The 19,548-nt window shown below is 62.7% G+C and carries 19 protein-coding genes; 9 read left to right on the top strand and 10 right to left on the bottom strand.

All coding sequences use genetic code 11. The features are described 5' to 3' along the window. From JI744_RS11770 to JI744_RS11740, 7 genes are all read right to left on the bottom strand, one after another. The gene (locus tag JI744_RS11770) at positions 1-351 is read right to left on the bottom strand and encodes an HNH endonuclease signature motif containing protein (RefSeq protein WP_202661118.1); all 351 of its coding nucleotides are present in this window, start codon (positions 349-351) and stop codon (positions 1-3) included. A 2-nt stretch (positions 352-353) separates the two neighbouring features. Beyond that, on the bottom strand, positions 354-737 hold the full coding sequence (locus JI744_RS11765; RefSeq protein WP_202661116.1) for a hypothetical protein: 384 nt from the start codon (positions 735-737) through the stop codon (positions 354-356). 13 nt (positions 738-750) lie between these two features. After that, positions 751-2,274 (bottom strand): phage major capsid protein, encoded by a 1,524-nt coding sequence (locus JI744_RS11760; protein WP_202661114.1) that lies wholly within the window; start codon positions 2,272-2,274, stop codon positions 751-753. Further along, complete coding sequence (locus JI744_RS11755) at positions 2,274-2,666, bottom strand: hypothetical protein (protein WP_202661112.1); 393 nt, start codon at positions 2,664-2,666, stop codon at positions 2,274-2,276. The genes JI744_RS11760 and JI744_RS11755 overlap by 1 nt, the downstream gene beginning before the upstream one ends. After that, the gene (locus tag JI744_RS11750) at positions 2,653-3,870 is read right to left on the bottom strand and encodes a phage portal protein (RefSeq protein ID WP_202661110.1); all 1,218 of its coding nucleotides are present in this window, start codon (positions 3,868-3,870) and stop codon (positions 2,653-2,655) included. The genes JI744_RS11755 and JI744_RS11750 overlap by 14 nt, the downstream gene beginning before the upstream one ends. Positions 3,871-3,917: 47 nt before the next feature. Further along, entirely contained in the window at positions 3,918-4,181 is a 264-nt protein-coding gene (locus JI744_RS11745; protein ID WP_202661108.1) for a DNA-binding protein, read from the bottom strand. A 268-nt stretch (positions 4,182-4,449) separates the two neighbouring features. Further along, positions 4,450-6,138 carry an AAA family ATPase gene (locus JI744_RS11740; RefSeq protein ID WP_202661106.1) on the bottom strand — a complete coding sequence of 563 codons (1,689 nt, stop codon included), beginning with the start codon at positions 6,136-6,138 and terminating at the stop codon, positions 4,450-4,452. A gap of 460 nt (positions 6,139-6,598) precedes the next feature. Here JI744_RS11740 and JI744_RS11735 point away from each other — a divergent pair, with 460 nt between their 5' ends. From JI744_RS11735 to JI744_RS11720, 4 genes are read left to right on the top strand one after another with little or no spacing between them, the layout of a single operon-like run. Next, on the top strand, positions 6,599-8,191 hold the full coding sequence (locus JI744_RS11735; protein ID WP_202661104.1) for a GMC family oxidoreductase: 1,593 nt from the start codon (positions 6,599-6,601) through the stop codon (positions 8,189-8,191). Positions 8,192-8,193: 2 nt separating this feature from the next. Further along, positions 8,194-8,532 carry a hypothetical protein gene (locus tag JI744_RS11730; protein WP_202661102.1) on the top strand — a complete coding sequence of 113 codons (339 nt, stop codon included), beginning with the start codon at positions 8,194-8,196 and terminating at the stop codon, positions 8,530-8,532. Positions 8,533-8,536: 4 nt separating this feature from the next. Continuing rightward, a complete protein-coding gene (locus JI744_RS11725) occupies positions 8,537-9,412 on the top strand; it encodes a sugar phosphate isomerase/epimerase family protein (RefSeq protein WP_202661101.1) in 876 nt (291 codons plus the stop codon). 7 nt (positions 9,413-9,419) lie between these two features. Further along, a complete protein-coding gene (locus JI744_RS11720; RefSeq protein WP_202661100.1) occupies positions 9,420-9,806 on the top strand; it encodes a VOC family protein in 387 nt (128 codons plus the stop codon). Between the two features lie 253 nt (positions 9,807-10,059). Here the strand turns inward: JI744_RS11720 and JI744_RS11715 are convergent, their stop codons facing one another. The 3 genes from JI744_RS11715 to JI744_RS11705 form a co-directional block, all read right to left on the bottom strand. After that, positions 10,060-11,418 carry an aspartate ammonia-lyase gene (locus JI744_RS11715; protein ID WP_202661099.1) on the bottom strand — a complete coding sequence of 453 codons (1,359 nt, stop codon included), beginning with the start codon at positions 11,416-11,418 and terminating at the stop codon, positions 10,060-10,062. A gap of 1 nt (position 11,419) precedes the next feature. Further along, a complete protein-coding gene (locus JI744_RS11710; RefSeq protein ID WP_202661098.1) occupies positions 11,420-12,115 on the bottom strand; it encodes a hypothetical protein in 696 nt (231 codons plus the stop codon). A gap of 104 nt (positions 12,116-12,219) precedes the next feature. Further along, on the bottom strand, positions 12,220-13,041 hold the full coding sequence (locus JI744_RS11705) for a helix-turn-helix domain-containing protein (RefSeq protein ID WP_202661097.1): 822 nt from the start codon (positions 13,039-13,041) through the stop codon (positions 12,220-12,222). 140 nt (positions 13,042-13,181) lie between these two features. Here JI744_RS11705 and JI744_RS11700 point away from each other — a divergent pair, with 140 nt between their 5' ends. The 5 genes from JI744_RS11700 (at position 13,182) to JI744_RS11680 (ending at position 19,544) form a co-directional block, all read left to right on the top strand. Next, the gene (locus tag JI744_RS11700) at positions 13,182-14,984 is read left to right on the top strand and encodes a thiamine pyrophosphate-binding protein (protein ID WP_202661096.1); all 1,803 of its coding nucleotides are present in this window, start codon (positions 13,182-13,184) and stop codon (positions 14,982-14,984) included. Positions 14,985-15,088: 104 nt separating this feature from the next. Then, positions 15,089-16,399, top strand: a complete 1,311-nt coding sequence (gene hisD / locus JI744_RS11695; protein WP_202661095.1) for a histidinol dehydrogenase — start codon at positions 15,089-15,091, stop codon at positions 16,397-16,399. 75 nt (positions 16,400-16,474) lie between these two features. Next, the gene (locus JI744_RS11690) at positions 16,475-17,722 is read left to right on the top strand and encodes an ABC transporter substrate-binding protein (RefSeq protein WP_202661094.1); all 1,248 of its coding nucleotides are present in this window, start codon (positions 16,475-16,477) and stop codon (positions 17,720-17,722) included. A gap of 57 nt (positions 17,723-17,779) precedes the next feature. After that, the gene (locus tag JI744_RS11685) at positions 17,780-18,676 is read left to right on the top strand and encodes a carbohydrate ABC transporter permease (RefSeq protein WP_202661093.1); all 897 of its coding nucleotides are present in this window, start codon (positions 17,780-17,782) and stop codon (positions 18,674-18,676) included. Then, positions 18,666-19,544 carry a carbohydrate ABC transporter permease gene (locus JI744_RS11680; RefSeq protein WP_202661092.1) on the top strand — a complete coding sequence of 293 codons (879 nt, stop codon included), beginning with the start codon at positions 18,666-18,668 and terminating at the stop codon, positions 19,542-19,544. Before JI744_RS11685 ends, JI744_RS11680 begins: the two co-directional genes overlap by 11 nt. Positions 19,545-19,548: the final 4 nt, after the last annotated feature.

Raw genomic sequence — 19,548 nt, 5'->3', positions numbered from 1 at the left:
TTAAGCTCCTTGAGTTGCGCGCCGCTCAAGGCGCTGTTTGGTGCTGTTGTGGTGGTGGCGACAGAGCGCCTGCCAGTTCGTCCGATCCCAGAAGATCGCATTGTCGCCCTTGTGGGGCTTGATGTGGTCCACCACCGTCGCGGGCGCGCCGCAGCGGCACAGTGGATGGGCTTTCAGGAAGTCGATCCGCGCGCTTTTCCAGTCGGAATCATAGCCACGGGCGCGGGCAGAAGGACGGGTCTTGTCGAACCGTGCCTTGCGCTCGGCATCGGCCGTGGCGCGGCAAGGGCAGCGCCCACCGGGGGGCACCGCCTTGCCACATCCACAAATCCGAGGCGCGCGGATCGGCATTGTCAGGCCACCGGCTTCGAGGCCGTGCCTTCCAGCACGACGCTTGCGCCCGCGGCCAACGAGGTGCCGCCCGCCTTGGTCAGGGAGAGGCGGACGTAGCGCTTGTAGCCAAAATAGCCGATCTTGTACGAGGCGTTGGCCGCCAGCGTTGCAGGGGCGTTGGTCTTCAGCGATGCCGCCGCAACGTCCGCCCAGCCGGTCGAGCCGTCCGTGCTTTCCTGCAAGGTTGCGCCGAAATCACCAGCACCCACGATTGCGCCCGTGTTGATCACGAAGGCGGCGCGGTTGACGTTCAGGAGGTCGATGGCCGGGCCCTGGATGGCGGCGGCCTGCACGGCCGGAGCCAGTGCCAGGCGGGCGGCGAGGTTGGAATAGTTGTCACGCATGGCCGGTTTCTCCTTACGAGGTTGCCATCTTGAGCTTCTTGAAGCGCGCCGCCTGCAGCACGCCGCCACCCACGCGCCGGGTGGCGTGAATGCGGGTGATGCCGTTGGTTGCGCGGGTGTAGGGATCGACCAGCGTGGACATGCTGAGCCGGTCGAGGATGCGATAAGCCTCGAAATCGCCGTAGAGGATCGGGAAGGCATCCGCTGCGACGTTGGGCATATCGACCAGCTCGATGACCGGGCGGCCCAGGATCGTTTCAGGCTGGCCAGCCTGATAGGAGGGCTGCCAGATATAGTTGTTCTGGCCATCCTTCAGGGTGCGCAGCACGCCCAAGGTGGTGCCGTTCAACGCCCAGACGCCCTTGTTGCGATACATCGCGGGCATCGAATAGAGCATCTTCACCAGCGCGTCGGGCTGCACAGCAGTCGCATGACCGTTGGCGTAATAGCCGATGTCCGGGTTGACCATGAAGCCTTCGGGCTGCAGCACGCCATCGCCCCAGACAAAGCCGGTCGCTTCCTTCTTGCCGAAATCGTCGGCGAGAGCCTGGCGCACTTCGGTTTCGGCGGCGGGGGCGTCCTGCATCAGGACGTTGGAAATCTCCACATAGGTCGAAAGTTCTTTCGTGGTCATTTCCTTCTGGCCGAAGGTGATGGTGCTTTCCGAGCGGGTCGCCATCTCGCCATGCCAAACGGCATTGGTGGTGTCGCTGCGCGTCGGATAGATCACGTTCGGCACCGAAATGCCGCGCACCGAGGCTACCGAGCGAACCGGGCTGAACTCGATCAGGTCGCGGATGATTTCCGTCGACAGTTCCGGGGGCACCAGATAGCCGCCTTGCGGGTCCACCGAGACGTTGAGGGCCTTGCGGTCATCTTCACTGATCTGGTTGCCCAGGCGCAGATAGGAACCAAAGGCCTTGCGCTCTTCGGTCGGCTCCTTCGCCTTGTCGCCGCCGGTTTCGGGCCGGTTCAGCTTTGCCTCGATCTGGTCGATGCGCTTGGACAGTGCGGAGACGGGCTTCAGATCCTCGCCCAGATCGGCGAGTTTCTTTTCAATCGCCGTAAGATCCGGCGTGGTCTGTTCAGTCATGTCGAGTTCCTTTGCGGATGTGATGCGGGCGCCGGGGTGCGCTGGCACCGCGACGACGCTGATTTCCAAGAGTTCGAGGTCGGAGATGGTCCTGCCGCCGCCCACACGGGGCGCCGACTTGCGGCTCTGAAAGCCGATGGAGAGGCCGCGCATCGCGCCTGCCTTGATCAGCGCCCGAACCTCTGCGGCCCGCGCGACTTCGGTGACAAGGAGGCGGCCCTTGACCTTGAGGCCTTCGGCCGTCTCCTCGATCTGATCCCAGACGCCAACGGTATCGGCCTGGTCATGGCTGGCCAGCATTGGCAGGGGTGCAACGGCCTTGACGAAGGCCCCGCGGTTGATCACGTCGCCCACGCGGTCGGGGCTTCCGAAGGGCCAGGCAATGCCTTCGATGGCGCCGGCATCGTCAACCGTCAGGGTGGCTTTGAATTCGAGGCGATCCATCAGGCACCGCCTTTCGCAAAGGCGCGACGGCTGCCTGCGAAATCGTCAACCTTCTCGATCACCCACCGGCCCGCCTTCAGGAGGCGCAGCACGTTGTCGAAGGTGAACGGCACGGGCTTGCCATCTTCCGCCACTTCCCATCCGATCACGCAGCGGGCCAGCATCCGCTGGCGGGCCAGTTCGCGGTTTTCGCCGGAAATACGGCCCTCATCGTCGGCCAGATCGACAAGATCATCTGCCATCTTGATCCGCGCGCGGCGTTGGATGTCCCCATCTGGGCCAGCGATCAGCAGGCGAATGCCCGTCTTATTGCCCTCATAGGGGTCGATCAGATCCAGCCAGCGGCCTTTGTCCTGATCTTCGGCGATGTTGGGCAGGTCACTGAAGTTCATCGGGCTTCCCTTCTTTCGGATCGGGCTTCGCGGGTTCCGCCGGTTTTTCGGTGATGTTCGGGTTGCTGAACTCGTCGCCGCCTTCGCGCGGGGTCAGGCCAAGCCATGCCCGGCCCTCGTTCGGGTTGATGGTGCGGGACGAGATCAGGCTGTTGATCACCGTCGCGCGGGTGGCCAGATCGGCACGGGTCAGGTCGTCACGATCAAAACGGATGACGAAGCCGGCGGCCTCTTCCGGGGTGAACAGCGCCCGACGCAGCGCGCCCTCAAGCGCCCGCAGCCATGGCTCCAGCGTGTAGGTGAGGAACTCCATCCCCATCTGCTCGCCGTTCGACCATGTGGCCCGTTCGAGGTCATAGAGCATGGTGGGCGGCACACGGAACGCGCGGGCGATTTCGAGGATCTGGAACTTGCGGTTCTCGATGAACTGGGCATCGGTGGATGAAAAACCGATGGCCTCGTACGACGTGCCATCGGGCAAGATGATCGTCTTGCCGGAGTTTTCCGCGCCGACCATCGTGCTGTCCCAGATTGCCCGGATGCGCTTGATCGCATCCTCCCCGAGGCCCTTTTCAAACTTGAGCGCGCCGCCCGGCTTGGCCCCTTTGGCAAAGAGATTGGCGCCGTGCTGGCCAAGGGTGTTGGCAAGGCCGATGGCCTCGGCCGCCAGGGTCAGGGGCGATCTGCCGAAAGGCGGCCGCAGATGGATGATGTCTTTCCCATCCACGGGGCGGCTATTGATCTGGTATCGCGGTTCGCCGGTCGCCTGATCATAGTCCACGGTGATGATGCCAGAGCGGTAGCGCACGATCTCCAGCACACCCGCGCTGCCACGGTTCACCCAAGCCACACCGCCACGATCATCGGTCAGTGCGTCGATCACCAGATCACGGATGAATTCGAAGCCCGAGGTCCAGCCATTGGCCTGGTCACGCAGGAAGGGCAGCACGGGGTGATTGGTCGCGTCGGCTTCCACCCCATCCGAACCGACGGCCTTCACCATCACATCGAGAGAGGCAACCGCTTCGCTGATCAGCCGGATGGCGGCGCTCACAGCGGGGATGCGAAGGGCTTGCTGTCCGGTGATGGCGACACCGCCAGCGGCGGGAACGATGCCAAAGATGGAAAGCACATCCGGCGTCGGATCAGCGAGGCCCTTGGTTTCCGGTGCCCTTGCGGGCCTGATACGGGACAGGAATTTCATATCCCGGATGGTGGCAGAGCGGGGGCCATCCGCCCATTTTGCAGGCTCTAGCTATTCCTTGCAGAACCTTGCATCCACGAAATCAGGTCAGACCGAAGCGCGAAATACCGCTCGTTGAGGCGCCGGATCGGCACATCGCATGCCGGATCTGCGGACCATCGATAAATAGTCGCAACCGATACGCCCAGCACCGCTGCGATGCCATTGGCCCCCCAGATCTTCTCTCGCGGCTTGATCGCGGCCGGTATGACCTCTTCATCGAACCTCCAGCGATCCAGCGGCGGCGGCTCACCAGGTTCCAGCTTCCTCATTGCACCCATCCTGAAAACTCCAATTCTGCTCGATCTCGCGCGAAGTTCCCCGCGCCGGTCCCCCTCAAAGGGGCAAAAGTCGAAGACCACCCCCCGTGATTTTCCACACTCAGATTTTCCAACAAAAACAGGCAAACACGTTCCACCACCACCAACATTTCCCTAATATAAATGACTGTGGTGGTGGATGTTTCCACCACCCACCACAGCGGTCCATTTCCACAGTCACCACAGTTAACCACCACAGTCAGATTGAGTGTGGTTGCATTCATGACACACCCTTGATGTCGGCATCGGTCATGGGGTCACCGGCCCCGATCACCTCCACATCACGGCCTGTACGGCTGTCACGCGTGGCCTCGGTGACCAGTGCCCCACTGCGCAGCCATTGCGCCATGATCCTGCGGACCTTCGCCCTGGCCATGTTCTGGGCGGCTGTGCGCTGTTCCTTCTTGAGGCCACGCCCGAGGTCCATGGCCAGCACATCGCCGATGATGTAGCCCGCCCAATCGGCGGCACGTTCGCTTGCCTTGGGCGGCTGGTCGCAGGAACTGATGGCACGCTGCACATCCTGCACATGTGATGGCGTCACCCCGTCGAAGGCATCAGGTGGCTCCCATGCCGTGCACACACCCATCGTATCGCCGTTGGGCCAAAGGCCAGCACCGTTATGGAGGGGCACGCCTATCATCTTGCGCCAGGACGCCTTGCTGGCTGGCACCAGATTGACCTTGCCATCCTGCACCCTGAAATAGCGATCTGGCTGTTCGATCCCGAAGTTTGCCGCCTCGATCTCGCTCATCTTGGCAAGGTATCGGGCTGACCTGACACCATCAATCAGGGCGCCAGCGCCCCGGCTGCCATAGATGCCGATGGCCGAATCCAGGGCGGCAGCCTTGCTGACGTGGTGAACCAGTTCGATGGCGCAGTTCGTCGCATCAGCAATGATGCGCCACATCGAAACCACTTCGTTGATCGCAGTGGTGTCGTTTTCTGGAACCGAGTGCGAAGTGACAAATGGATCGACGATCAGCACGTCGATCTTGGCCGACGCCAGCGCCTTCACCAAAGCCTTGACGGTGGGGGTCGAAATCTTACTGCCATTTCGTTCGGTGGTTGCAATCTTGATTGGCACATGGCGCCCGCTATCCATCATCAGCCGGTCGCCAATATCCTCCTTGCCGATGCCATAATTGATGCACGCAGCTTGAAGCCGCCTTGCCAGTTCATCGACCGGATCTTCGCCGTTCCAGGTCCACACCCTCAGGGGCTTTGGTGGCGCGTCTCCGATCAGGTTGCGCCCCGTGACCATGGCCAGCGTCTCAACGGTCATCAGGGATGACTTGCCGACGGCACCGGGGGCGACGGTCAGGGACAGGAAGCCCCGGATCAGGTGATGGCCATAGAGCCATTGCCGTGGGGGTATGCTCTCGGCATCGCGCCACTCGTAGGGTGTCGGGGTTATGCCCGGTGGATCGTCCGCCGATGATTCAGGTTTTTCCTTCGGTTCATCTGGCGGATCAGGCAAATCGTCATCACCGGCATACTGGCTGTCGATCCACCTATGACCTTCGTCCACATCAAGCCCACCATCCGGCCGGCGAAACCCCTTAGCCAGCGCGACGAACTCGGCAGGCTGCCACTCGCGCTGATCCATACCTTCGCAGCTGATCTCGCCGGTGGCTTCCTCCACCTTTACAAAGTGGGGTTCGTCCGCTGGCCAAGGCACCATGATGTCGGCCATCTTTTCGGCTATGCTGTCGGCCCACTGGTCGTGTCCCGCCAAGAATGCGCGATCCCTGATGCGTGCCATCCTGGGCAGGGACATCTCCGCTTCGAGGTTGATGGGGATTTGCCGGTCAGATGGCCAGGTTGCGACAGCTTCCCAGCCGCTGGCGGTCTTGATGGTTCCCGGCAGCCCGACCGCCTCAAACCAGTCATCAATCCGAATTGCCATAGTCACGAGGCCCACCCCGTGCTATCGTTCTGGCCTGCACAATGAACTGCCGAATTTGCCCCGGTTGCGCCCGCCAGCGCGCCGGGGTTTTCGTTTCTGGTGGTGTTTGGGTCGATTTCGCCCAAGCCCACTTTCACGTTGTGTTCTTGGTCTGTCTGTGGGCCGGTATCCCGGCTAAGTGCCTTGCGGCTATGGATTTCGTGAGAACTTAAAATCCCTAGCCGCAAGGCGTGCCGGTTCAAGTCCGGCCGCGGGCACCAGATTGATTGATATCGTTGATGTTTTATCTGCGCTTGCTCGCGCTTTGCCCCTTGGCGCATGGCAGGCCCGCTGAAAGGGGGGCCGGTGGGCTGACTGTCAGCCCTACGCTTGTGCGTCAGATTGCGTCAATTTCTTTGGCGCCGCGAACTATGCCGCCCGAACTGCACCTTCTAAGCAAGGCAACAGAGCGGAGGGCGGTATGGCGAGCGTCGATTACATCGTGGTGGGAGGCGGCTCGACCGGATGCGTCGTTGCGGGCCGCCTGTCCGAAAACCCCGATTGCAGCGTTGCCTTGCTGGAAGAAGGCCCGCGTGACCGCAGCCCGTGGATTCACATTCCCGGTGCCTATTACAAAACCGCGCAAGGCCGCCTGTTGAAGCGCCTGCCGTGGGAGCCCGGTCCGGGCCAAACGCGCAATGACCAGCCGACGATGGTGCAAGCCTCGGTTCTGGGGGGCGGCAGCTCGGTCAATGCGATGATCTATATTCGCGGCAACCCGGCTGACTATGCCGCTTGGCAGGCGCAGGGCGCCACAGGTTGGGGCTATGACGAGGTGCTGCCCTATTTCATCAAGGCCGAGGATAACAACCGCTTTGCCGCCCCCGCGCATGGCACGACCGGTCCGCTGAAGGTGTCGGATATCGATAATTTGCACCCCCTTAGCCGGGCCTGGCTGCTGGCCTGTCAGGAACAGGGGTTGCCGCTGAACCCTGATTTCAACTCGGGCGATCAGGCGGGGGCGGGGGCCTACCAGATCACGGCGCGCGGGCGCAGGCGGTCTTCGGCGGCGGTGGCCTATATCCACCCGGCGCTGGGGCGGCCCAACCTGACCCTGCACAGCGGCGCGCAGGTGCTGCGGGTGCTGATCGAGCAAGGCCGCGCGACCGGCGTGGAATACCTGCACCGCGGCCAGCGCAAAACCCTGCTGGCCCGCAAAGAGGTGATCCTGTCGGCCGGTGCCATCGCCACGCCCAAGCTGATGATGCTGTCGGGCCTTGGGCCAGCGGCGCATCTGGCACAGCATGGCATCACGGCCATCGCCGATCTGCCGGGCGTGGGGCAGAACCTGCAAGACCATATCGAGATTTCGCTGGTCTATCAGCTCAATGGCCCGCACAGCTATGACCGCTATAAAAAGCTGCGCTGGCGGGCGATGGCGGGGCTGGATTACCTGATGTTCGGCAAGGGGCCCGCCACGTCGAATCTGATCGAGACCGGGGCGTTCTGGTGGGGTGACAAGGCCGAGGCGCTGCCGGATTGCCAGTTTTTCCTCGTCTGCGGCGCGGGGATTGAAGAGGGCGTTGATGGCGTGCCGGGTGGCAATGGCTGCACCGTCAACCTTGGCCAGATCCGCCCACATTCGCGCGGTGAAATCCTGCTGTCCAGCGCCGACCCCGCCGCCCCGCCGCGCGTGCGCCCGAACTATTTCGGCGATGCCCGCGATCTGGAGGCAGTGACCGACGCCACCCTGTTCGCGATGGAGGTGATGGAGCGCCCCGCCATGCGCCGCTATATCGCCCGTCGTCATCTGCCCGACAACCGCCCGATGACCCGTGAAACGGTGCGCCGCTTTTGCCAGACCGAGGCGCATGCCGCCCTGCACCCCGCAGGCACCTGCCGCATGGGGCAGGATAATATGGCCGTGGTTGACCCGCAGTTGCGGGTGCGGGGGGTGGCGGGCTTGCGCGTGGCCGATGCCTCGGTCATGCCGCAACTGATTTCGGGCAACCCCAATGCCGTCTGCATCATGATCGGCGAAAGGGCGGCTGACCTGATCACGGCGGTGGCCTGATCGTGACGGACCTGTCGCCCATCCAGGGGCTGTTGCCAAAGCGGGCGACCGCGGGCTGGCTGGCCGATCTGCCCGCCTGTGACATGGCGCAGTTTCGCCGCAAGATCAAAGTGGGCGGCCAGCCGATCTTTCTGCCCGATGAAACCAGCACTTTGCGGCAACCGTGCTGGCGGTTGCTGGTGCAGGATGCGGCGGGGCAGGTTTGGCGGGTGACAACCCCGAAATCCCCGCTGTGCCGCAGCCTAAGCTCGGTCCAGCGGGTCTATCAGGTCGCACGGGATGCCGGGCTGGCCGAGCTGCGCGTCAGGATCGACGACGCACCCCCCCTATCGGAAAGGTGACCCCATGGCACAAACCCTGATCTATCACGGCCTCGTCTCGCGTTATGCCCCCTTGGCGCTGGATCTGGAAATCATGCGCCGCACCGGGTTTCAGGGGCTGGAGATTTCCGCCGCCAAGATGCGCGCGGCGCTGGAGGCGGGCATCTCTGAAGCCGAGCTTTCGGGCTGGTTGGCGGGCGTGGATGTTCCGGGCATCGGGTTCCTGCTGGATATCGAACGCCATGGCGCTGACAAGGATGCCCTGATCGCCGAGGCGCAGGACCACATTCGGCTGGCAAAGATTGCCGGGGCCAAGGGGTTGCAGGTGCTGACCGGCCCGGTGCAGGTGCAGGCGGTTCGGGCCTTTGCGGCGGGCACGGCCTCGGGCCTTTACGAAGGCGTGCTGCGGTTGCCGAGAGAAGAGCAGATGCGCATTACCGCGCAGAACCTTGCCATGTTGGCCGACCTTGCCGCCGAATCCGGCCTGTTGGTCTATCTGGAATCCTTGGCATGGTCTTCGCTGAACCACCTTGCCGATCAGCTTGAACTGATCACGCGCGCCAACCGGCCCAACCTGCGACTGGTGGTGGATTTCTGGCATTGCTACGCCTCTGGCGATACGCCCGCCGATGTGGCCGCCCTGCCGTGCGACCTGATCTATGGCGTGCATGTCTGCGACAGTCTGACCTTTCCCGGCGGCATTCCGGATGAGTCGGTCTTGCGTGATGTGCCCACCGGCGCGGGGGTGCTGAACCTTGCGGCTTGGGTCGATGCCGTCAAGGCCACCGGCTATCAAGGCTGGTGGAGTTGCGAGTTGTTCTGCCGCCTCCAGCAGCAGGAAAACAGCTTTGCCGTCGCCGCCGATCTGCACGCGCTTATGTCGCGCCTGATCAATCCGTGAGGGGAAAATGACCGTCACTTTGGCCCATGTTGCCCTTTGGACCCGTGATATTGACCGGCTTTGCGCTTTTTGGGCGCAGGCCTTTGGCGCCAGCATCGGCCCGCTGTATCAAAGCCGCAATCGCCCCGGCTATCAGTCGCGGTTCCTGCGCTTTGCTTCTGGCGCCGAGATTGAGGTGATGACCGGCCCTTGGGTTGGTGGCCCCGGCCCGCATGAAGGGCAGGGCTATGCCCATGTCGCGCTGTCGCTGGGGTCAGAGGCGGCGGTGGATGATCTGGCCGAGCGCATGGCGCAGACCGGCGCCCTGCACGCCGCGCCCCGCCACACCGGCGACGGGTTTTACGAGGCGGTCCTGCGCGACCCTGACGGCAACCTGATTGAGGTGACGGTCTAAGCAGATCGTATTCGGGCCTTGTGATCTGGCGAAGGCCATCGCCTTCGCCATGTGATGAAGGATCAATCGGACCGGACGGGCCTCAAAGGCCCGGCCAGCGCCCGCCCCGCCATCGGCGGGCGCTTCTCGCCCGCCGGGGCAGGCACTGGCCTTTTGCATTGCGTGTGGAAACGACTTTTGCTGAAAGCGCAGGCGCGGGCGGGGAAACGCGGTGCGTTTCCTGATCCGCCCGGACAGGGGTTGCCCATACGCCCTAGCGTTCCACCTCGGCCTGCATCTCTGCCCAGGTCTTGCCGCTGGCCAGCATGTCCTGCGCCAGGCGTGAGGCCGCTTCATACCCGATCAGCGGCACCAGCGCGGTGAAGTTGGCGGTCGATGCCTCCAGATTCCGGCGGCACCGGTCGGCATCGGCGATGATGCCTTCCACGCAGCGCAGGCGAAAGGTTTCGGTCGCGTTGTGCAGCAACCGGACCGATTGCATCAGCTCGAACGCCATCACCGGTTCAAACGCGTTCAGTTGCAACTGCCCCGCCTCGGCCGCGAAAGAGATGGTGACATCCGACCCGATGACATGGAACGCTACCTGATTGACCATCTCGCAGATCACCGGGTTGACCTTGCCGGGCATGATCGACGATCCCGGCTGCACGGCGGGCAGGTGTATCTCGCCCAACCCCCCGCGCGGGCCAGAGGACAGGAGGCGCAGGTCATTGGCAATCTTCGACAGCTTGGTCGCCACCCGCTTCAGCACGCCCGAGACATGCACGAACACCCCGGCATCCCAGTTGGCTTCGGTCAGGTCGGCGGCGGGGCGCAGGGGCAGGGCGGTCAAGGTGGTCAGCTCGGCAAAGACCGCCTGCCGATAGCCGGGGGGTGCGGCAATGCCTGTGCCCATCGCCGTGCCGCCCAGATTGACCTCGGCCAGCAGCGCCACGGTCGAGCGCAGGCGTTCAGCATCTTCGCGCAGCGACACGCCATAGGCGCGCATTTCGGCACCCAGCGTCATCGGCACGGCATCCTGCAATTCGGTGCGGCCCAGCTTGGGGATGGCGGCAAACTCGACGCCCTTGGCCTCAAACGCCGCCGCCAGCTCCATCAGCCTCGCCATCAGCTTTGGCAGCTCGCCCATCAGGGCGATGCGCACGGCGGTTGGGTAAACATCATTGGTCGATTGCGACCGGTTCACGTCGTCATTCGGGTGCAGATGGTCATAGTCACCGCAGGGGTGGCCCATTAGCTCCAGCCCGCGATTGGCGATCACTTCGTTGATGTTCATATTGGTCGAGGTGCCGGCTCCGCCCTGAAACACATCCACCGGAAAATGGTGCAGATGCTGGCCCGACAGGATTTCTTCGCAGACCTTCTCGATTACCTCGGCCTTGTCCTGGGTAAGGCAGCCCAGCCGCAGATTGGCCCGCGCCGCCGCGATCTTGATCAGGGCCAAGGCCCGCACCAAGGCCGGGAATTGCCCGACCGAGGTGCCTGAGATCGGAAAATTCTCCACCGCCCGCGCCGTTTGCACGCCATAAAGCGCGTCAAACGGCACGGCCATGGCCCCAAGGGCATCCGCCTCTTGCCGGACGGGCGCCGGCCCCGGACCTCGCAGTGCCATGTCAGGCCCGCGGATGCAGTTCGATGGCAAGCCAGACGGAATCGGTGTCGGCATAATAGCGGTGCCAAGGGTAGGTCCACTGGTTCGGCCCGGTCACGCGGCAGAACGGATCATGCGAATATCCGATCAGCATCGGAATATCCTCATACATCGTGGCCTCATCCCGCTCATGGAATTTCTGCATCCGGCCCTGACCGTGGATCTGGGTATGCACCTCAAGGAACGGGTGTTCGTTGTGGATGAAGCAATCGGTGTCGCCGGGCGACCACCACAGGTTCAGCCGCATGTCAAAGGTCTGTTCCTGCTGCGGCGTGGCGCGTTCATTGGTGAACACCAGGGGATCGGTCGTCACCTCGCCCACATGGTCAAAGTGCGAGATATACAGCGGCGTGTCGCGCGGAAAACTTTTGATCCGGTTGCCCAGCCAATCCCAGCCGCGAAAGACGCAGCCGCCAAGGTTGGTTTTCTGTACCACCTTGATCAGCGCCACGCGCTCTGCCGATTTGATCACCCCGCCCTTGAGCCATGTCGATTTCCACGCAGGCACAATGGCGGGGTGCGCATCGCCGGTAATCATCGGGCGGGGTGACAGGTTCACCACCACGGCATCGGCAACGGCAAGGTCGCGGACATCGGTGACCAGTTCGGCATGGATAAAATCATCGGCAAAGGCGAGGGGGCGGGTTACGTTCGGCATCGGTCACTCCCAAAATCGGTTGGGGGTAAAAGACCACGCCCATGGCGGCCTGCCTATTGCGCGGCGCGGTTTTTACTGACGCAACCTGACGCAGATTTGCCGGGTCAGCTTGGCTTGATCATATCCGGCGTGTCGCCCAGGTATTCGCGCACCTCTCGCGGGATCGAGCCGTCGTTCATGTCCAGCGCCGTGGTGCCTGCCAGATCCTCGCGCCCCAACAGGCCGGGGCGGCGGTAATGCAGGGCAATGCGGGTCGAAAACGGTTGGCGGAACATGGTGGCGGCGATGCCGGAGGTAATGCCGAACATGAACCTCTTGGCGCTGCGCTGGACCATGGAATAGATGCCGAATGTCATCTCATTGCGCTGCACGGTTTCAAAATCCACCGTGAAGATGCGGTTTTCGATGGGCAGGACAAAGCCGTGATATTTGAAGGTGTAAGCCGTTTTCTTCGGGTCATCATGGCTGGGGAAATGCTCCACATAGGTGTGCTGCAACAGGTCTTGCCCGGCATAGATGCACAACGATGCCCGCAAGATGCGGCGCGGATAGATCGATGAGAACTGGTAGCGGTCATAGATGCCGACCAGCGATTGTTCCAGCGTGCCGGGGGCCGACATCACCGTGGACAGGAACGCCTGCACCTGCGGCGCTGCGCGCAGGCGGTTGAAGGCATCAAAGAAATTGCCGTCGATCAGCGAGCGAAACTCGGCATGCGGGCTGCACAGCACCTCGGGGCTAAGCGAGAAATGGTCGGCAATGCTGCGCACATTGGCGGATGAGGGCATGTGGCGGCCCGACAGGTATTTGTTGAACTGCTGCCGGTTGATCTGCATCTTGCGGCAGATCTGCGAGATTGAGCCGCGCTGATCGCACAGATAGCGCAGGTTGGCGGCAAAGGCGGCGGCCTTGTCGTCGGTCTCCATCCCATCCTCCGGGCGCAGAATTGTGCGTCAGTTTGCGTCAGTAAACTGCGCCATGCGAAGTTGCATTGCAAGCCCCCTGCCGTGAATTTGGCCCCCAACAAGACATGGGGCGCTGACCCCGCAGCTGATGGGAGAGCCGCATGAAACTGACTGGTGGAGAGGTCGTCGCCAAGGCCCTGAAGGATTACGGGGTCGAATATGTCGCCGGGGTGCCGGGGCATGGCATCTGGTCGCTGTTTGATGCTTTCATGCAGGAAGGGTCGAGCATCCCGTTCATTCAGGTGATGCACGAACAAAGCGCCGTCCATATGGCGGACGGGTATTGGCGCGCCAGCGGCAAGCCGATGGCCTGTTCCACCTCGGTGGGGCCGGGGGCCACGAATACGATCATCGGTCTGGCCACCGCCTATACCGATTCGACCGCGCTGTTCTACGTTTCCGGCTCGCCGCAGACCTATATGCACGGCCACGGCACCATGCAGGAGCTGGAGCGTCAGCAGGACAACGCCTTTCTGCGCATCACCGAGCAGGTGACGAAACGCGCTTGGGCCGCCAATTCGGTGAAAACCCTGCCCACGGTGATGCACCGCGCCTTCAACGAGATGCTGACCGGTCGCCCCGGCCCGGTGCATGTCGAAGTGCCGATGGATGTGCAGGTCGAAGCGGCGGATGTGACGATCCACCCGTTGGACAAGCGCATGCCGGTGGGGGTCGCCCATCCCGATCCGGCGGCGATTTCGGCGGCGGTCAAGGTGCTGCTGTCGGCTAAGCGCCCGGTCATCGTGGCGGGCGGCGGTGCGATCACCGCCAATGCGTCCGCCGAACTGACCGCGCTGGCCGAAAAGCTGGGCGCTGCTGTGTCGATCACCTGGAACGGCAAGGGCGCGATTGCCGAAGACAATGATCTGTTCATCGGCGCGGTCGGTCAGACCGGCACCACCTGCGGCAATGAGATCACCGCTTCGGCCGATGTCGTGATCTCGGTTGGCTGCCGATTTACCGACTGGTCGGCCTCGTCCTATGCCAAGGGCGTGTCGTTCAGCTTCCCGCCGGGCCGCCTGATCCATATCGACCTTGACCCGCGCGAGATCGGCAAGACCTATCCGACCGAAGTGGGCATCGTGGCAGATGCCAAAGTCGCACTGGCGCAACTGCTGGACGCGATCAGCGACGCCGAAGCCGCCAAGCTGCGCGCAGGCAATGCGGCCTTCACCGCCGATGTCGCCCGCTCGAAAGCCGAGTGGCGCGCAAAGGTCGAACCGCGCGAGAACAGCACCGAAACGCCGTTCACCTCGCAGCGCCCGCTGGTCGCCCTGCGCAAGGTGTTACCGCGTGACGGGATTGTCGTCGTCGGCTCGGGCAATACCCAAGGCGCGGTGAAGCAAAGCTTTCCGGTCTATGAACCGCGCACGCATCTGACCTCTGGCTCCTTCTCGCCGATGGGCTGGGCGGTTCCGGCAGCGATGGGGGCGAAACTGGCCTGCCCGGATAAAAAGGTGGTGGCCATCGTCGGCGATGGCGACTTCATGATGAGCCTGCCGGAAATGGGCTGTGCCGCGATGAACGGCATCAACGTGGTGTTTCTGGTGCTGAACAATCAGGGCTATATGTCGATCCGCGGCGGGCAGCGCAAATTCATGGGGCGTCATGTGGCGTCTGAATTCAACCACCACGCGGGCAATGGCGAGCCCTATTCCGCCGATATCACCGCCACCGCCCGCGCCTTTGGCCTGCAAGCCTGGAAGGTGGAAAAGAACGAGGATCTGGAAAGCAGCCTGCAAGCCGCGCTGGATTGCGGCGGCCCGGCACTGGTCGAGGTGATCGTGTCGCGCGATGCCGCTGGCCCGTTTGCCACCGGCTGGTGGGATTTCCCCTCGCCCGCCTATTACGAAAAGGAACAGGCCGGTTACGAAGAAATGCGCGCGAAAGAGCAGCATCTTTAACCTGCCGCGCCCGCCGCGCTGACCGGCGGGCGCCCTTCCAGCCTGACATCCGCACATGACGGCCCCCGCAGGACGGGCGTGGCCGAACCGAAAAGGCTTGCCTCATGATCCGCTATATCAAATCCGCCAGACTGACGCAGGGGGCGACCTCTGACCCCGCCGTGACCGAAACCGTGACCGCGCTTTTGCGCGATGTGGAAGACAACGGCGATGCGGCGGTGCGCCGCTTGTCGGTGAAATTCGACGGGCTGGACCGCGACAGCTATCGGCTGAGCGATGCCGAAATCCGCGCCTGTATCGACGGGCTGACCAAGCAGGAACGCATCGACCTCGACTTTGCCCAGACGCAAGTGCGCAACTTTGCCGAAGCGCAGCGCGCCACCATGCTGGATCTCGAGGTGGAAACCCTGCCCGGCGTGGTGTTGGGCCACAAGAATATCCCCATCGCCAATGTCGGCTGCTATGTGCCGGGCGGGAAATATCCGCTGCTGGCCTCGGCCCATATGACCGTGCTGACCGCCAAGGTGGCGGGCTGCGACCGGGTGATCACCTGCGCGCCGCCGTTCAAGGGCCAGATCGCGCCGAAGATCGTCGCGGCGCAGGCCTTGGCCGGGGCGGATGAGATTTACGTTCTGGGCGGTGTTCAGGCGATTGCAGCGATGGGCCATGGCACCGAAACCATCCAGCCCGTCGATATGCTGGCCGGCCCCGGCAATGCCTATGTCGCCGAAGCGAAACGGCTGATGTTCGGCCGTGTCGGCATCGACCTGTTCGCCGGGCCGACCGAAACGCTGGTGATCGCCGATGACACCAGCGACGGCGAGGTGATTGCAACCGACCTGCTGGGCCAGGCCGAGCATGGCGTGAACTCGCCCGCCATCCTGATCACCAATTCCGAAGCGCTGGCCCGCGATACCTTGCATCAGATCGACCGGATTCTGGCGATCCTGCCCACCGCCGAGATCGCGGGCAAGGCGTGGCGCGACTTTGGCGAGATCATCCTGTGCGACACGTTGGACGAGATGGTAGCCGAGGCTGACCGCATTGCGTCGGAACATGTGCAGGTGATGACTGCCGATCCCGATTACTTCCTGACCCATATGAAAAACTATGGCGCGCTGTTCTTGGGCCAGCGCACCAATGTCGCCTTCGGCGACAAGGTGATCGGCACCAACCACACTTTGCCCACGCTGACCTCGGCCCGGTACACCGGCGGGCTTTGGGTCGGCAAGTTCCTGAAAACCTGCACTTATCAGCGCGTTCTGACCGATGCGGCCTCGGCCCGGATCGGGGCCATCGGCTCGCGCCTGTGCCACATGGAAGGGTTTGTCGGCCATGCCGAACAGGCCAACCTGCGCGTTCGCCGCTATGGCGGCCAGAACGTGCCCTACGGCCAACCCGCCGAAGTTATCTGACCCCCAAACCAGCCCGGCAGAGACAAAATCCACGCAAAAAACACCGGGCATCCCAACCCACAGAGAGGACATCGAATGACCCATTTCACCAAACTGCTGCTGGCCACCGCCTTGGCCCTGCCGATGACGGCGCGTGCCGAAGGCGTTGTAGAAGGCATCCACCATTGGGTGTCGGAAAGCGAGGTTGGCGCACTGAAGGTGCTGACCGACAATCTGGCGACCAAGGGCTTCACCTGGCAGGACAGCGCCGTCGGCGGCCTGTCAGGCGCCAATGCGACGCAGGCCCTGCGCACCCGTCTGGCGGCGGGCAACCCACCCGCAACCATGCAGTTTCTGGGCTATGAGGGTGTTGAGTGGGAGAAGGAAGGCGCGCTGCGGTCGCTGAACGACCTTTACGCCAAGAACGGCTGGGAGGCCGCGATTGCCCCGGCGATCCTGCCCTTCGTCAAGGCGGATGACACCTATTTCGCGGTGCCGATCAACATGCACCGGCAGAACTGGCTGTGGGTCAACAAGGGGCTGTTCGACAAATACGGCATCGCCGAGCCGAAAAGCTGGGATGACCTGATCGCGGCGGGCAAGAAGCTGAAGGAAAACGGCGTCACAGCCTTTGCCCTGTCGGATGAAAGCTGGCAGATCCTGGAGGTGTTCGAGGCGATCCTGACCGACCAGAACGGCACCGATTTCTACAAGAAGGCGGTGATGGATCTGGACCCGGCGGCGCTGTCCGGCCCGGAAATGCTGAAAGCCTTTGACACGCTGCGCGAAGTACGCGGGCTGGTCGATGACGGCTTCACCGGTCGTGACTGGGCGGTGGCGACGGGCATGGTTGCATCTGGCCAGGCGGCGATGCAGATCATGGGCGACTGGGCCAAGGGCGAGTTTCTGGCTAAGGGGCTGAAGCCGGGCGTTGATTTCCTGTGCTTCCCCACTCCGGCGGCTGTGCCGAACTTCAAGTTCGTCATCGACACCTTCGGCACCTTCAACATCGACGATGCCAACATCACCGCCGGTCAGGATGCTTGGGTTGAAACCGTGATGGACCCGGAAAACCAGAAGAACTTCAACATGATCAAGGGCTCGATCCCGGCGCGGATCGACGTTCCGGTTGACGGGTTCGACGATTGCGCCAAGCGCAGCTTTGCCGACCGCGATGCTGCGGTGAAGGCGGGCACCATGGTGGGCGGCCTGACCGAAGGTTTCGCCGCGCAACCGCAGTTCGCCGGCGTGTTCTTTGATGTGGTCGGCCAGTTCTTCGTCACCGACATGTCGTCGCAAGAGGCGGTGGATATGCTGGTTTCCGGCATCGACAACGCCCGCTGATCCAAAGCGGTGGCCTGCCTTATCGGCAGGCCACCCCGGCCATCTGAAAGGGACGCCATGCAAAAACCCATTTCCCTGAAGGATCGGCTTGCGGCATGGCTGCCGCAACTGGTTCTGACACCCAGCATCCTGGCGGTTTTCGTCGGCGTGTATCTGTTCATCGCCTGGACGGCGGTCATCTCGTTCAGCTCGTCCAAGATGCTGCCGCGTTATGATTTCGTCGGGCTGGAGCAATACATCCGCCTGTGGTCCACCCCGCGCTGGATCACGGCGGTGGAAAACCTGTTCCTGTTCACCGTGCTGTTTCTGGCCATCACCATCGCCGTCGGCCTGTTCATGGCGATCCTGCTGGACCAGAAGGTGCGGGCCGAAGGCGTGCTGCGGGCGGTTTACCTCTATCCGATGGCGCTGTCGTTCATCGTGACCGGCACAGCGTGGAAGTGGATTCTCAACCCTTCGCTGGGTATCCAAAAGGTCGTCAACGATCTGGGCTGGCATAGCTTTGTGTTTGACTGGATCACCCGGCCCGAGTTTGCCATCTACTGCGTCGTCATCGCCGCCGTCTGGCAATCGACCGGCTTTGCCATGGCGATCTTTCTGGCCGGGCTGCGCGGCATCGACAATTCGATCATCAAGGCCGCGCAGATCGAGGGCGCCAGCCTGACGCGGATTTATCTGTCGATCATCGTACCCATGCTGCGCCCGGCGTTTTTGTCGGTGATCGTGCTGCTGTCCTATATCTCGATCAAAAGCTTCGATCTGGTGCTGGCGCTGACCAATGCCGGGCCGGGTTCTGCCACCGAGATGCCCTCGACCTTCATGTTCTCGGCCACGTTCCGGCGCAACCAGATGGGCGTGGGCGCGGCCAGCGCGATGATGATGCTGATGACTGTCGCCGCCATCATCATCCCCTATCTTTATTCCGAGCTGAAGGAGGACCGGAATGGCCACTGACCTGCGCTCTGCGCGCCGTGCGCAAAACTGGGGCCGCCTGTTCATCTATGGCAGCCTTGCCGCCATGGCGGCATTCTATCTGATGCCCTTGTGGGTGATGATCGTCACATCATTGAAATCGCTGGATGAAATCTATTCCGGCTCTTTCATCGGCCTGCCCAAGGCCGTGACCTTCGACGCCTGGGCCAAAGCCTGGGGAACCGCGTGCATCGGCACGAAATGCGAGGGGCTGAAACCCTATTTCGTGAACTCTCTGGTCATGGTCATTCCGGCGGTGATCCTGTCGTCTGGCATCGGGGCGATCAACGGCTATGTGCTGACGAAATGGCGGTTCAAAGGGTCGAACATCGTCTTCGGGATGCTGCTGTTCGGTTGCTTCCTGCCGTTTCAGGCGGTGATCCTGCCGATGGCGCAGGTGTTGGGGCGGCTGGGCCTGTCGGGCACCATCCCAGGTCTGGTGCTGGTCCATACGGTCTACGGTATCGCCTTTACCACCTTGTTCTTCCGCAACTACTTCATCACCATCCCGGACGAGCTGACCAAGGCTGCACAGATCGACGGGGCCGGGTTCTTCCGCATCTTCTTTTCCATCATGCTGCCCGCCGCCTTGCCGATCATCGTGGTGTCCTGCATCTGGCAATTCACCCAGATCTGGAACGATTTCCTGTTCGGCGTGTCGTTCACCGCAGGCGACAGCACGCCCGTCACCGTGGCCCTGAACAACATCGTCAACGTCACGATGGGCCGCAAGCAATATAACGTCGATATGGCCTCGGCCATGATCGCCGCAATCCCCACCCTTGTCGTCTATGTCGTGGCAGGCCGCTATTTCGTGCGCGGTCTGACGGCTGGCGCTGTGAAAGGCTGATCCA

This window comes from Fuscibacter oryzae (assembly GCF_016765795.1).
In the GTDB taxonomy this organism is placed as follows: Bacteria; Pseudomonadota; Alphaproteobacteria; order Rhodobacterales; family Rhodobacteraceae; genus Fuscibacter; species Fuscibacter oryzae.
The sequence above is the reverse complement of the archived record's forward strand: the minus strand, read 5'-3'. Positions and strand labels throughout refer to the sequence as shown.

Coding starts and splice junctions, on each gene's coding strand:
- JI744_RS11770 (WP_202661118.1), bottom strand. CDS start 351: ATGCCGATCCGCGCGCCTCGGATTTGTGGATGTGGCAAGGCGGTGCCC.
- JI744_RS11765 (WP_202661116.1), bottom strand. CDS start 737: ATGCGTGACAACTATTCCAACCTCGCCGCCCGCCTGGCACTGGCTCCG.
- JI744_RS11760 (WP_202661114.1), bottom strand. CDS start 2,274: ATGGATCGCCTCGAATTCAAAGCCACCCTGACGGTTGACGATGCCGGC.
- JI744_RS11755 (WP_202661112.1), bottom strand. CDS start 2,666: ATGAACTTCAGTGACCTGCCCAACATCGCCGAAGATCAGGACAAAGGC.
- JI744_RS11750 (WP_202661110.1), bottom strand. CDS start 3,870: ATGAAATTCCTGTCCCGTATCAGGCCCGCAAGGGCACCGGAAACCAAG.
- JI744_RS11745 (WP_202661108.1), bottom strand. CDS start 4,181: ATGAGGAAGCTGGAACCTGGTGAGCCGCCGCCGCTGGATCGCTGGAGG.
- JI744_RS11740 (WP_202661106.1), bottom strand. CDS start 6,138: ATGGCAATTCGGATTGATGACTGGTTTGAGGCGGTCGGGCTGCCGGGA.
- JI744_RS11735 (WP_202661104.1), top strand. CDS start 6,599: ATGGCGAGCGTCGATTACATCGTGGTGGGAGGCGGCTCGACCGGATGC.
- JI744_RS11725 (WP_202661101.1), top strand. CDS start 8,537: ATGGCACAAACCCTGATCTATCACGGCCTCGTCTCGCGTTATGCCCCC.
- JI744_RS11720 (WP_202661100.1), top strand. CDS start 9,420: ATGACCGTCACTTTGGCCCATGTTGCCCTTTGGACCCGTGATATTGAC.
- JI744_RS11715 (WP_202661099.1), bottom strand. CDS start 11,418: ATGGCACTGCGAGGTCCGGGGCCGGCGCCCGTCCGGCAAGAGGCGGAT.
- JI744_RS11710 (WP_202661098.1), bottom strand. CDS start 12,115: ATGCCGAACGTAACCCGCCCCCTCGCCTTTGCCGATGATTTTATCCAT.
- JI744_RS11705 (WP_202661097.1), bottom strand. CDS start 13,041: ATGGAGACCGACGACAAGGCCGCCGCCTTTGCCGCCAACCTGCGCTAT.
- JI744_RS11700 (WP_202661096.1), top strand. CDS start 13,182: ATGAAACTGACTGGTGGAGAGGTCGTCGCCAAGGCCCTGAAGGATTAC.
- hisD (WP_202661095.1), top strand. CDS start 15,089: ATGATCCGCTATATCAAATCCGCCAGACTGACGCAGGGGGCGACCTCT.
- JI744_RS11690 (WP_202661094.1), top strand. CDS start 16,475: ATGACCCATTTCACCAAACTGCTGCTGGCCACCGCCTTGGCCCTGCCG.
- JI744_RS11685 (WP_202661093.1), top strand. CDS start 17,780: ATGCAAAAACCCATTTCCCTGAAGGATCGGCTTGCGGCATGGCTGCCG.
- JI744_RS11680 (WP_202661092.1), top strand. CDS start 18,666: ATGGCCACTGACCTGCGCTCTGCGCGCCGTGCGCAAAACTGGGGCCGC.